Genomic DNA, 12,927 nt, shown 5'->3' on the forward strand with positions numbered 1-12,927 from the left:
GGGCGAGTTACAGCGCAGTGTGCGCCAGCGTGCGCATGGACCTTGCTTAACCGGTAACGATGACGCACATTTTGAGGACCGGCGTCGGTCTCGTTGCTGTTTGCATTCGGGCCGGCCGGCTCTCGCGTGAGAGGATTGCATGACGATTGCGCAACAGGACAGGGCGGCGAGCGTGCCGCACGGCTTCGAGGTCGAGGTGACCTCGGGCCTTCAACGCTATTCGGTGCAGCACGGCGAACTGACGCTGACTAGCGTGTTCCAGCCGATTTTCAGTCTGTCGCACCTGCGCGCGGTCGGCTATGAGGGCCTGCTGCGCGCGCACGACGCGCTCGATCGCGCGGTGTCGCCGCTCGACGTGTTCGGCGAGGCCGCGCGTCTCGGCGACGCGCTGCAGATCGACCGGCTGGCGCAGACGCTGCATCTGGAGAACTTCAAGGTGCTCGGGGCCGAGCGCGAATGGTTGTTTCTGAACGTCCACCCGGGCGTGCTGACCGACCCGTATCTGTCGGCCGCTTTGCTCGCGAATCTGCGGCGGCTCGATCTGTCGCCGCGGCGCGTGGTGCTCGAAGTGCTCGAGCAAAGCGCCGCAGATCTCGACCGGCTCGCCGACGCGGTGCGTGAGTTCCGCGAGCGCGGCTTCCTGATCGCGCTCGATGATTTCGGCGCCGGCCATTCGAACATCGAGCGGATCTGGCAACTGAATCCCGACATCGTGAAGCTCGACCGCGTCATGCTGTCGCATGCCGCGCATCGCGCCGATATGGCGACGATCCTGCCGGGGCTCGTGGCGCTGCTGCATGAGGCGGGCAAGCTCGTGCTGATCGAGGGCGTCGAAACCGAGCACGAAGCGCAGATGGCGCTCGCCTGCAATGCCGACTTCGTGCAGGGCTTTTTCTTTGGCCGGCCGAATCCGGGTCTCGCCGATGCGATCCACGCGGCGGTTTGCATCGGCGAGGTCACCGAGCGTTATCGCGAGCAGGCCGAGGCGCGCGAGCGGCGCAGCGCGAGTCGGCTCGCGCCGTATCTGCGCGCGTTCGAACGCGCCGCGGAGCGCCTCGCCGCCGGTGAGCCGCTCGACGAGGTGTGCTGGAATTTCCTCGCGCTCGATCACGCGGCGCGCTGTTTTCTGCTCGATGCGAAGGGCCGCCAGGCGGGCCGCAACGTCGTGCTGCGCGCCGATCGCGCGGCGCACGAAACGCGCTTCCTGCCGCTCGCCGACGCGCAGGGGGCGAACTGGCTGCGTCGTCCGTACTTCAGCGTCGCGATCAACGCGCCGGAGCGGGTGCACGTGACGCGGCCGTATCTGTCGATCAACGAGGCGTTGCCGTGCGTGACGCTGTCGGTGGCGACGCGTGTCGGCAACGAGACCTGTGTGCTGTGCGGCGATATCGATTGGGTCGAGGACGAACGCGACGCGCGCATCTGACATGATGTCGTTTTCAACGACGTCAGGTTGCGCTCATGTCCGTGCTGCTCGAAGTGATTGCCACGACCGTCGCCGATGCGCGCGCTGCCGCGCAGGCCGGTGCCGACCGTATCGAACTCGTGACCGCGATGGGCGAGGGCGGGTTGACGCCGAGTGTGGGGTTGATCGAGGCGGTGGTGTCCGCGCTCGCCGTCCCTGTGAACGTAATCGTGCGGCCGCATAGCCGCTCTTTCGTCTACGACGCTGACGACTACACTGTGATGCTGCGCGACATTCGTGCCGTGAGGGCGGCCGGCGCGAACGGCATCGTGATCGGCATGCTCGATGCCGAGCGGGCGATCGACCGTGAAGGTCTCGCGCGCGCGTGTGAAGCTGCCGATGGACTCGCGATCACGTTCCATCGCGCGTTCGACGAGGCGCGCGATCTACGCGAAGCACTCGACGTATTGCTCGGTTTCGAGGCGGTGACGAATGTGCTGACCTCGGGAGGAAAGCCCTCGGTGCTGCACGCGCAAGCCGTGGTCAGCGAACTGGTGCGGCAAGCGTCGGGCTCGCATTGCACGGTGCTCGCGGGTGCCGGTTTGACCGTCGATGCGGTCGCGGACTTCGTGAGCAAGACACGCGTCGAGGCCGTGCATTTTGGCTCGGGCGTACGCGTGAACGGCAACGGACTCGCGCCGGTCGATCCCGTGAAGGTCGCGCAGGTTAGGGCGTTGCTCGACGAGCCGCAGCACTGACAGATGAAGACTCGAGCGCGCAGAAAAAAGCCGCTTCGGCGTTGAACCGAAGCGGCTTTAGAGTTTCGTTGCCACGACGCAATGAATACAGTCAGCGTAACGAACTACTTCGCGACCACCACCGGAATGCCGCGCAATTGCCCGGCGCCCTTCATTTCTTCGAGCGACTTCTTCACCGCGACGCCAGTCGCCGCATCGATGCCTAGGCGCGCAGCGAGGTCACGCTCACCACGCTTGACCCCCGCCAGATTCGCCAGCTTCACGTGCCCATAACCGCGCACACGCGCATGCAGGTCGGCGAGTTTCGCGACGTCGTCGAGATGGCTCGCGTCGAGTTTCGCTAGCGCACGTTGCAGCGTGATTTCGTAATCGCTCGCGAGCTCGCGCTCCATCTTGCGCTCGAGCGTGCGGCCGAACGGATCGAGCGCCGTGCCGCGCAGACCGCGCCATTTCGCGAGCAGGCCGAGCACGGGCCACATCCACTGACCATAGGTTTTTTTCGTGGGCACGGCACCCGGCTGCGCACGCGTGAGCGTCGGCGGCGCGAGGTTGAAGCGGATCGTGAAGTCCTTGCCAGCGGCGCCCTCGAACTGCGCTTCGAGCGCTTCGCGGAACGCGGCATCGGTATGCAGACGCGCAACCTCGTATTCATCCTTGATCGCGAGCAGCCGATAGAACGTCGTTGCGACCGCACGCGTTACGCGCTCGCTCGCCGCATCGACAGCGGTTTCCGCGCGGCGAGCCGTATCGACCAGGGTGCGATAGCGCTTCACATAAGCCGCACCGCCGTACGCGAGCAGACGTGCTTCGCGATGCGCGATCAACTCGTCGAGCGTATCGACGCGCACGCTCGGCTTCGGCGCATGGCGCGACTGCCACAGCGATTCGAGCGCGGCGGGATCGGCCGCGGCCATGCGGCCGATCGAGAACGCGAGCTGGTTCATCTGCACGGCGACGTTGTTCAGTTCGATCGCGCGCATCATCGCGGCGAACGACACCGGCACGAGGCCGAGCTGCCACGCGAAGCCGAGCATCAGAATGTTCGCGCCGATCGTATCGCCGAGAAAACGCGTTGCGAGCGCTTGCGCGTCGCACGTCGACATGCGCTCCGCGCCGGCCGCGTGACGCATCTTGTCGATCAGCGCATCGGCATGCAGCGTTGCGTCCGGGTTCTGCACGAAGCTCGCGTTCGGAATCGCATGCGTGTTGACGACGATGCGCGTGCGGCCATGCCGCACCGTCTGCAATGCATCGGCGCTCGCGCCGACCACCATGTCGCAGGCGAGCAGCACGTCGGCCTGCTGCGTGTCGATGCGCACCTGGTTCAGCCATTCGTCGCGCGCGGCAAAGCGCACGAACGACAGCACCGAGCCGCCCTTTTGCGCGAAGCCCATGAAGTCGAGCACCGACGCGCTCTTGCCTTCGAGATGCGCGGCCATGCTGATCAACGCGCCGACCGTCACGACGCCGGTGCCGCCCACGCCCGTGATGAGGATGTCGTACGGCGCGGCATCGAGTTGCGTCGCGGGAATCGGCAACGCGTTGACGTGAGCGGTGAGCGCCTGCGGATCGAACGCGGCGCCCGCGGCTTTCTTCAGCGTGCCGCCCTCGACGGTGACGAAGCTCGGGCAGAAGCCGTTCACGCACGAGTAATCCTTGTTGCACGACGACTGATCGATGCGGCGCTTGCGACCGAGCGCGGTTTCCACGGGTTCGACCGACAAGCAGTTCGACTGCACGCCGCAATCGCCGCAGCCTTCGCAGACTTCCTCGTTGATGAAGAGCCGCTTGTTCGGATCGGGGAATTCGCCTTTCTTGCGGCGCCGGCGTTTTTCAGCCGCGCAGGTCTGGTCGTAGATCAGCACGGTCACGCCGTCGGTATCGCGCAACTGGCGCTGCACCGCGTCCATCTCGCTGCGATGGTGAAACGTCGTGCCCTGCGGGAACTGGCCGTGATGGCCGTCGTATTTCTCGGGCTCGTCGCTGACCACGACGAAGCGCGACACGCCCTCGGCTTCGACCTGACGCGCGATCTGCGGCACCGAGATGCTGCCGTCGACGGGCTGGCCGCCCGTCATCGCGACCGCGTCGTTATAGAGGATCTTGTAGGTGATCGTCGCTTTCGCGGCGACCGCCTGGCGAATCGCGAGAATGCCCGAGTGAAAGTAGGTGCCGTCGCCGAGATTCTGGAACACGTGGCGGGTTTTGGTGAACATCGAATGCGCGGCCCAGTCGACGCCTTCGCCGCCCATCTGAATGAGGCCGGTGGTGTCGCGCTCCATCCACGACGCCATGAAATGGCAGCCGATGCCCGCCTGCGCGATCGAGCCGTCCGGCACTTTCGTCGACGTGTTGTGCGGGCAGCCGGAGCAGAAGTACGGCGTGCGCTTCACGCTGTCCGCCGCGTTCGACAGGATCTGCGGCGCGACCAGATCGACGACGCGTTCACGCCTATCGAGCGCCGGCTTGTGCTTCGCGAGCCAGTTCGCGAACACCGGCAGGATGCGCGACGGCCGCAATTCGCCAAGCGACGACAGCAGCAACGTGCCGTCTTCAGCGTGCTTGCCGATCACGACAGGCCGTGTGCCCTGCGTGCGGTTGTACAGATAGTCCTTGATCTGCTGCTCGATGACGGGGCCCTTCTCTTCGATCACGAGCACTTCGGACAAGCCCGACACGAACGCGTCGATACGCGTCATTTCCAGCGGAAACGACAGGCCGACCTTGTAGATCCGCACGCCGGCCGCGTCGAGATCGGCGAGCGTCAGATCGAGCCGGCGCAGCGCTTCCATCAGATCGAGATGCGCCTTGCCGCACGTGACGATGCCGACGTTCGCGTGCGGGCTGGGCGCGACCCATTTGTCGATGCTGTTCATGCGCGCAAACTGGCGCACCGCGTCGAGCTTCGCGTGCAGACGCGCTTCGATCGTCAGGCTCGGCAGATCGGGCCAGCGGTTGTGCAGGCCGCCGGCGGGCGCTTCGAATTCCCGAGGCGGTGTCCATTCGGTTTGCAGCGCGTCGAGATCGACGGTCGAGCCCGATTCGACGGTCTCCGAAATCGCCTTGTAGCCGACCCACGCGCCCGAGAAGCGCGACAACGCCCAGCCGTACAGGCCGAATTCGAGCATGTCCGCGATGTTCGACGGATTCACGACCGGCATGTGCCACGCCATCATCGCGAAGTCGCTCTGATGCGGCATCGACGACGACACGCAGCCGTGATCGTCGCCCGCGACCACCAGCACGCCGCCGTGCGGCGACGAGCCGTAGGCGTTGCCGTGCTTCAGCGCATCGCCCGCGCGGTCGACGCCGGGGCCTTTGCCGTACCACATCGCGAACACGCCATCGACGGTGCGCTCGGGATCGGCTTCGACGCGCTGCGTGCCGAGCACGGCAGTGCCGCCGAGTTCTTCGTTGATCGCGGGCAGAAAGCGGATGTCGCTCGCGGCGAGCAGTTTTTTCGCCTTCCACAACTGCTGATCGACCATGCCGAGCGGCGAGCCGCGATAGCCGCTGATGAAACCGGCCGTGTTCATGCCGTGGTTTTTGTCGAGCGCGCGCTGCATCAGCGCGAGGCGCACGAGCGCCTGGGTGCCGGTCAGAAAGATCCGGCCGCGCGTCGCGGTGAGATTGTCGGAAAGCTTGTAGTCGGCGAGAGCGGGCGTGCCGTCGATGGGCAGGCGAGCGGTCATGGGCGAGTCTCCAAAATTCTGGCTCGGCGCGCGGGTGACGGGGTCACGGATGCCGCGCAGCGAAAGAGACTCTATTTTTTAGCGCTCGTGCGAGTGAATTATTTCTTCTTTAATCGGGCGTGCGCGAATGGGCGCGATGAGTCGCGCGTTTCGGCCCGCTTTTGAGCCGGATTTGCCACGCGGCGGCGCGCTCCGGGTATGCCCTGGGTTTTTGCAGGTTCCGAATGGGACTCCGGCTCTTGCTATTGCGCCGTGTTCGCCGCGATGTCTGGTGCGAGCGGCGCGGCGTCGAGCGGCACGATCTCGTCGAAGTGCGCGTAGTCGATGTGGCTCACGCCGTCGCGCTCGCTCATGATGTCGACGAACCGGTGCTGCCAGACGATCTGCTCGCAGGTCCACATGTGGCGCGCCTGCATGGTTTGCGACGTCGATTCGTCGATGCCTTCGAGCGTCAGCAGCAGCGACACGTCGCGGCCCTTCAACGATTCGGCGTCTTCGCCGAACAGCGGACTCGCTTCGTCGATGATGTGCATCAGCGTCCAGCCGAGCTTGAACACCGGGTGCTGGTCGCGCACCAGCGTGAGGTCGTAGAGCTTGCGCAGCGTATAGCCTTCGACCGACGTCTCCTGTCGCATGATGCGCAGCCGCGCGCGCGCCTCGGCGATCACGTTCTGACGCGCGTTGGCCGAGCGCACCATCAACGTCATGCGGCCGTCGATCGGCCGGATCACCGCATAGCGCGCGAACATGATCTTCGCGTGCGGCCGCGAAAAGCGCGCGAAGATCAGCCCGGTCGCCAACGCGATGCTCGACATGCCGACGAAGATTTCGAGCGTCGCGATCCAGTGCGCGTAGACGGTTTGCGGATGCATGTCGCCGTAGCCGACCGTCGCGAGCGTTTCGACGCTGAAGAAGAACGCACCGCCAAAGCCCTTCGGAAACAGATTTGCGATCGGCGCGTCGCCGAGCATGTAGAGCGCGGCGAACACGGTGTTGAGCAGCAGGAACAGCAGCCCGAGCGACACGAAGAACACCGGCCAGCGCACGCCGAGCGCGCGGTGATAGAGGTCCTGCCATAGCGGCGTCGGCATGCCGTGCGCGATCACCACGCGATCGTCGAGACGCATCTCGCGACTGCCGCGCGCGCGGCGCTTCGGAATGCTTGCGTCGGTGTCAGTGTCGCCGAGCGTGGAAAAACGGTCTGACGGTTCGCTTGCCATCACGCGCTCGCGGGAATGAAAAGGGGCTCAGCGTAGCATGGCGCATTGCGCGCGCTGCGGGATTTTCCGCGCGGGACGAAGGCAGCGCGGCGCGCTGGATCGGCTCGGTGCGAGCTAGCGCGATGCAGTCGTCGACATGCTTCCGGGCGCGCCGGATTTCAGGCTGGGTCAGCTCGCATCACACCCGGCGTGCGGGCCGGGCGCAGCCGAGCGCCACACCCACGCACCTCCGTCACGGAAACACGCGCGGCTTCGGAATTCCCGCGCCATGCTCGATATCGTCGACCGCTTGCCGATGCGCGCTATCCACCGCTTCGGCCTGATCGGCATAGCCCGAGTCGCCGCCAACGGTGGTCCACGCCTTGACGGCCTTCTCGCGATGACGGATTTCGTATTCCGCGTCCCAGCGCGCGCCGCTCAGTTCGAGCGGACGAACGTGAATCGAATACACGCCGTATTGGAACAGCTGTTCAGCCATGATCGCCTCCAGCCGGTCGACCCGGGAGCGGCGCGCCGATGCGCGAGCACGCGCGACGCGCCGCCATGGTTCGGCCTACAGTTCGATTTCCCCGAGGATACGATGTGCGAGCGCTTTGGCTTCTTCGAGCGCTTCTCCCGGCGTCGACGACGTCGAGTCGACTTCGTAGAGCGTGGTTTCCTGATCGTCGCTGGGTTCGCCTTCGTCGCGCGCGAGGGTGACGACACCTTGCCAGGCGTCCTGTGCGACTTCTCTTATCGACGCGGTGGCCGTGTAGATCCCCTTGGTGTAGGTGACTTCCTCCATGGCCTCGCTCCTTTTCACAAAGGCTTCGATGATTTCATCCTAGCACGGCGTGGCGGGATCGGCTCCCGCCCGGGGCGGCTTCGCGCCGCGCGACGTGCTCGACACCCGTCACGCTACGCGCGCCCCAGGGCAGCAGAATTACAGCGCCGCGTTCTACAGCAGCGCGACCACCTCGTCGAGCGTCGGCGCGTGCGCGCCGGCGTGGCCGCAAGCCGCCGCGCCGGCCGCGAGCGCGAACGCGAGATGCTCGGGCCACCCGCGTTGCGGCGCGCTCATCAGGCTGAACAGCAGACCGCCGATCGACGCATCGCCCGCGCCGACCGTATCGACCACTGCGACGCGCGGCGGCTTCGCCTCGATCACCGCGGCGCCGTCGAGCAGCATCGCCGCTTCGGGGCCGCGCGTGACAAGCACGGTGGCGGCGGGGTTCATCGCGCGCAATTGCGCGAGGGCGGCGGCTTCGTCGCTGGTCTTGAAGATCATGCGCAGGTCTTCGTCCGATACCTTGATCAGATCCGCGAGCGCGGCCATCTTGCGCAATGTCGGCTCGTAGCCGTGCTCCATCAGGTTGCGATAGTTCGGATCGAAGCTGATCTTCACGCCGTGCGAACGCAACTCGGCGGCGAGCTTCGCGAGCGTGTCGCCGAGCGGCTGGCGCACGAGGCTGATGCAGCCGAAGTGCGCCCACTTCACCGCGTTCATCCAGCCGGCGGGCAGCTTCGCCGGATCGAACGCGAGGTCGGCGCCGTTCTCGCCCATGAAGAAGTACGCGGGCGGATGCGTCTGATGCACGATCGCGAGCAGCGGCGGCCGCTCGACGCGCTGCAGGAAGCGCATGTCGAGCCCGGCGGCGACGCTCGCGTCCCACAGCTCGTCGGAGAAGTTATCGACGCCGAGCGAGCCCGCGCTCGCGGTCGGCAGGCCGAGCCGCGCGACGCAGCGCGCGACGTTCCAGCCCGCGCCGCCCGGACGCGATAGCCACTGTGATCCGCCGGTGCGCACGAGGTCGGTGAGGATGTCGCCGGCGGAGATGAAAACGGGAAGGTCGGTGCTCGCGCTCATTGTGCTTTCTCCGCTGAAGCCGCTGCGGCGGGAGCGGCCGATTCAGCCGCCGTGTTTTCGCCGAGCGCATGGGCGAGCACTTCGTAGCACGCGCCCATCGTGTGATAGTCGGTCTTGCCGGCCGGGCTCTTTTCGTCGCTGTACTTGCGGTTGTCGCAGGTGAGGATGCGATACCACGCGCCGTACTTGTGGTCGACGAAATGCGTCCAGCTATAGCGCCAGATCTCTTCGTACCAGTCCCAGAAGCGCTCGTTGCCGGTGCGCTTGCCGAGCAGCGCGGCGGTCGCGAACGTCTCGGCCTGCACCCAGAAATACTTGTCGTGATCGCACACGGTGCCGTCGGGGCCGAAGCCGTAGTAGAGGCCGCCGTGGTCTTCGTCCCACGCGTGCGTCATCGCCGCGTCGAACAGTTCGATCGCGCGCGGCAGCAGCCACGGCAGCGGCCGGAAGCGTTCGAGGATCAGCAGCAGCTTCGCCCATTCAGTTTGATGGCCGGGCTGGAAGCCCCACGGACGGAAGATGTTCGAGCTGTCTTCCTCGTTGTAATGCCAGTCGACCGACCAGTCCGCGTGAAAGTGCTCCCACACGAGCCCTTGCGACAGCTTCGCCTGGCGCAGCGTGATATTCGACGCGACGCGCTCGGCGCGATCGAGATACACCAGATGACCGGTCGCCTCGTGCGCGGCGAGCAGCGCCTCGGTGGTATGCATGTTCGCGTTCTGCCCGCGATACGTGCTGACGCGCCAGTCGGCCGATGCGTCGTCGGCATAGAGGCCGGCGGCGGCGTCCCAGAAGCGGTGCTCCATCAGCTCGAAGGTCGCGCCGATCATCGGCTTCGCTTCGTCGATGCCGGCCATCGCCGCATGCGAGTACGCGAGCAGCACGAACGCGAGACCGTAGCAGTGGCGCGTCGCGTCGAGCGTGCGCTTTCTGCCGTCGCGCCATTCGAGTTCCCAGTCGTAGCCTTCGTGCTGCGAGTCCCAATGCGCGTCGTGCAGAAAGCGCAGGCCGTGGCGCGCGTACTCGAGATGCTTCGGGTCGCCGAACTGCCGGTACGCCATCGCGTAGTTGAACACGTAGCGGCAACTGCTGACCAGGTGGCGCGTGGTGCGGTTGTAGATCGAACCGTCGTCGCGAAAGAAATGGTAGAAGCCGCCGCTCGGGTCGAGTACGTTCGGCGCATAAAAGCGCAGCGTGTCCTCGATGTGCGCGAGCAGGAACTCGCGTTTGCGGAAGCTGGCGACGGCCGGCACCTTCGCGGCGTCGGTGGAAGGGTGAAGCGGATCGGTTAGCGTCATGGCGTTTTCACCAAAGTACTGGCACGGGCAACGAGTTGAACGGGCAAGCGGACTTCGAGTTCGGCGGGCGAGTCTTCGAGCAGCAGTTCGACGCCGCGTCGGCCGAGCGCTTCCTTGTCGACCGCGATCGTCGATAGCGGCGGGGTAGCGTGGGCGGCGGCGGGGATGTCGTCGAAACCGATGATCGCGATGTCCTCGGGTACGCAGAGGCCGCGCGCGAGGCACACACGCAACGCGGCGAGCGCGGCGGCGTCGTTGAATGCAAATACGGCGTCGGGATGGGGCCCCGGCGCGTCGAGCAGGCGCTGCATCGCGCGCGCGGCGCCGGTGTCGGGATCAAGCCCGGCGTCGATGTTCACTTCGAGCGACGGGTCGAACAGCAGCCCCGCTTCGAAGAACGCGCGCCGGTAGCCGAGCGCGCGCTCGGCGATGCTGAAGTGCGCGAGCGAGCCGCCGATGAACGCGACGCGCTTGCGCTGCTGCGCGAACAGATGGCGCATCGCGAGCGTGGCGCCGCCGGCGTTGTCGAGATTGACCGAGCGCAGGCCCGGCGACCATAGATCGATCAGCACCAGCGGGCGTTGCATCGCGACCAGCGTGGCGAGCGTTTCGGGCTCGACGAAGCCGGCGATCGCGACGGCGTCGGGCGCGTGCAGCCGCATCTGGTGAATCACGTCCTCGGTTGGCCCGGCTGTCAGCACCGACGGCACGATGCCGCGCTCGCGGCACGCGTCTTCGACGCCGTGCAGCACGTGCGAGAAGAACGGACTCGCGGCGAAGTTGTTGTGCTGACGATGCAGCAGGAAAGTCAGGCGGCGGATGCGCGGACGCAGCTGCGCCGAATCGTAGCCGAGCTGACGCGCCGCCTCGACGACGCGTTCGCGCGTGGCCTCGGAAAGGCCCGGCTGATTTTTGAGCGCACGCGACACGGTGCCGATCGAAACGCTGGCCGCGCGGGCGACGTCGCGGATGGTTGTGGCCATCGAATGAAGCTGCCGCGCGAGGCGGGCAGCACGGGTTCAGGTCGGGCGATTGTATAGTAAAACGCCGCTAAAACAGCCGGCAAAACGCCCGTGCAACACCGGTAAATACCCGTATCTTATGGCGTTGTCGGCAATTAAGTTGTTTAGTAAAAACGACTAAACAATCGGTGGATCGCCGCTTTCGAGACATACCGGGAGTCGTCCTATGCCATCCGGCCGAGGCGACAGCGACAGCGTTTGCGCGTGAAATAACGACGAGGCCAATCAAGAGCCCAAAGAAAAAGCCGCCCGCGGGCGGCTTGCTTCACACGATCAAAACGACGCTCAGGGAGGGCGCTTATGAATGTCCTGTTTGCATTGCGTGTGTTTTCAACGGCGCGCGACGGCGGCGGCGGGTTGCCGCGCCGCGGCCGCGCTCTCGGCGCTGAGGTCGCGGGCGCCCCAGCGTTGGGCGAGCGCGGCGCAGACCATCAGCTGGATCTGGTGGAACAGCATCAGCGGCAGGACCACGGCGCCGACCGCGTGCGAGGCGAAGATCACCTTGGCCATCGGCACGCCGGCGGCGAGGCTCTTCTTCGAGCCGCAGAAGATGATCGTGATCTGGTCCGCGCGGTTGAAGCCGAGCCGCTTGCTCGCGAAGATCGTCGCGCCCAGCGCGAGCGCGAGCAGCACGGCGCTCACCACGACGAGGCCGCCGAGTGCCGACAGCGGAATCGTGTGCCACAGGCCTTCGGTGACGGCCTCGCTGAACGCGCCGTACACGACGAGCAGGATCGAGCCCTGGTCGACGAACTTCAGCACGCCGCGGTTCTTCTCGATCCACTTGCCGATCAGCGGGCGCAGCAGCTGGCCGGCAACGAACGGCACGAGCAGTTGCAGCACGATATTGCCGATCGTGTGCCACGGCGACGCGCCGCCGCTCGCGGCCTGATTCGTCACGATGACGCTGACGAGCGCTGGGGTGACGAAGATGCCGAGCAGGCTCGAGGCGGACGCGCTGCATACCGCGGCCGGCACGTTGCCCTTGGCAATGGACGTGAACGCGATCGACGACTGGACCGTCGATGGCAGCGTGCAGAGGAAGAGGACACCGGCGTAGAGCGACGGCGTGACCAGCGGCGAAAGGACCGGTTTAAGCGCGAGGCCGAGCAGCGGAAACAGCGCGAACGTGCTGAGCATCACCACCAGGTGAAGGCGCCAGTGCGTCGCGCCCGCAATGATCGCCTCGCGTGACAGTTTGGCGCCGTGCAGGAAGAACAGCAGGCCGACCGCGATGTTCGTCACCCAGTTGAAGCCCACGGCGGCCTGCCCATGAACGGGCAGGAAGCTGGCGAGAATCACGGTGCCGACGAGGCACAGGGTGAAGTTATCGGGCAGGAATTTCGGGCGGGCCATGTCGGAATCTCGATTCGATGACGCGGTGTAAGCACGGGACGGGCCTGTCAGTGCGCGGTCCGTGCCAATGGAAAGCGGCTATTGTTGTCGAAACTCGATTGAAAACGCAAATTCATTTACCGAATCGATTAATGAAGTTTGCGCATTGACCCGCTGGCCATGCTGGAGTCCCATTCGAGCGACGCGCCAGGTTTCAGTATTGGCGACGTGCTTGCTCGCGACAAACCGTTTAACCATTGACGTTGCAAGCGGCGTTTATTTGCAACAAACGGCGGTTGCTCGGGGTAGGTCAAATCGGCCGCATCAGGCTGCCGAGGCGCGTCCGCGCGA

10 protein-coding genes are annotated in these 12,927 nt (G+C 65.7%); 2 read left to right on the plus strand and 8 right to left on the minus strand.

The window, feature by feature from the left end; all coding sequences use genetic code 11:
* Positions 1-139: 139 nt before the first annotated feature.
* Together L0U84_RS00860 and L0U84_RS00865 are read left to right on the plus strand one after the other, a co-directional pair.
* Entirely contained in the window at positions 140-1,426 is a 1,287-nt protein-coding gene (locus tag L0U84_RS00860) for an EAL domain-containing protein (protein ID WP_233846382.1), read from the plus strand.
* A gap of 35 nt (positions 1,427-1,461) precedes the next feature.
* The gene (locus L0U84_RS00865) at positions 1,462-2,163 is read left to right on the plus strand and encodes a copper homeostasis protein CutC (RefSeq protein WP_233846384.1); all 702 of its coding nucleotides are present in this window, start codon (positions 1,462-1,464) and stop codon (positions 2,161-2,163) included.
* Between the two features lie 104 nt (positions 2,164-2,267).
* Here the strand turns inward: L0U84_RS00865 and L0U84_RS00870 are convergent, their stop codons facing one another.
* The 8 genes from L0U84_RS00870 to L0U84_RS00905 all read right to left on the minus strand — a co-directional run bounded on the left by L0U84_RS00870 (position 2,268) and on the right by L0U84_RS00905 (position 12,597).
* Positions 2,268-5,855 carry an indolepyruvate ferredoxin oxidoreductase family protein gene (locus L0U84_RS00870; RefSeq protein WP_233846386.1) on the minus strand — a complete coding sequence of 1,196 codons (3,588 nt, stop codon included), beginning with the start codon at positions 5,853-5,855 and terminating at the stop codon, positions 2,268-2,270.
* A 242-nt stretch (positions 5,856-6,097) separates the two neighbouring features.
* The gene (locus L0U84_RS00875; RefSeq protein WP_233846388.1) at positions 6,098-7,075 is read right to left on the minus strand and encodes an ion channel; all 978 of its coding nucleotides are present in this window, start codon (positions 7,073-7,075) and stop codon (positions 6,098-6,100) included.
* A 232-nt stretch (positions 7,076-7,307) separates the two neighbouring features.
* The gene (locus L0U84_RS00880; RefSeq protein ID WP_129960267.1) at positions 7,308-7,553 is read right to left on the minus strand and encodes a hypothetical protein; all 246 of its coding nucleotides are present in this window, start codon (positions 7,551-7,553) and stop codon (positions 7,308-7,310) included.
* Between the two features lie 75 nt (positions 7,554-7,628).
* Positions 7,629-7,859 (minus strand): hypothetical protein, encoded by a 231-nt coding sequence (locus tag L0U84_RS00885; protein WP_233846390.1) that lies wholly within the window; start codon positions 7,857-7,859, stop codon positions 7,629-7,631.
* A 153-nt stretch (positions 7,860-8,012) separates the two neighbouring features.
* Positions 8,013-8,921 carry a carbohydrate kinase family protein gene (locus L0U84_RS00890; RefSeq protein ID WP_233846392.1) on the minus strand — a complete coding sequence of 303 codons (909 nt, stop codon included), beginning with the start codon at positions 8,919-8,921 and terminating at the stop codon, positions 8,013-8,015.
* On the minus strand, positions 8,918-10,219 hold the full coding sequence (locus L0U84_RS00895) for an AGE family epimerase/isomerase (protein WP_233846394.1): 1,302 nt from the start codon (positions 10,217-10,219) through the stop codon (positions 8,918-8,920). The genes L0U84_RS00890 and L0U84_RS00895 overlap by 4 nt, the downstream gene beginning before the upstream one ends.
* Entirely contained in the window at positions 10,216-11,202 is a 987-nt protein-coding gene (locus tag L0U84_RS00900; protein ID WP_233846397.1) for a LacI family DNA-binding transcriptional regulator, read from the minus strand. Before L0U84_RS00900 ends, L0U84_RS00895 begins: the two co-directional genes overlap by 4 nt.
* A gap of 369 nt (positions 11,203-11,571) precedes the next feature.
* Positions 11,572-12,597 carry a bile acid:sodium symporter family protein gene (locus L0U84_RS00905; RefSeq protein ID WP_233846399.1) on the minus strand — a complete coding sequence of 342 codons (1,026 nt, stop codon included), beginning with the start codon at positions 12,595-12,597 and terminating at the stop codon, positions 11,572-11,574.
* Positions 12,598-12,927 lie beyond the last annotated feature (330 nt).

The organism is Paraburkholderia sp. HD33-4 (genome assembly GCF_021390635.1).
Classification (GTDB): Bacteria; Pseudomonadota; Gammaproteobacteria; order Burkholderiales; family Burkholderiaceae; genus Paraburkholderia.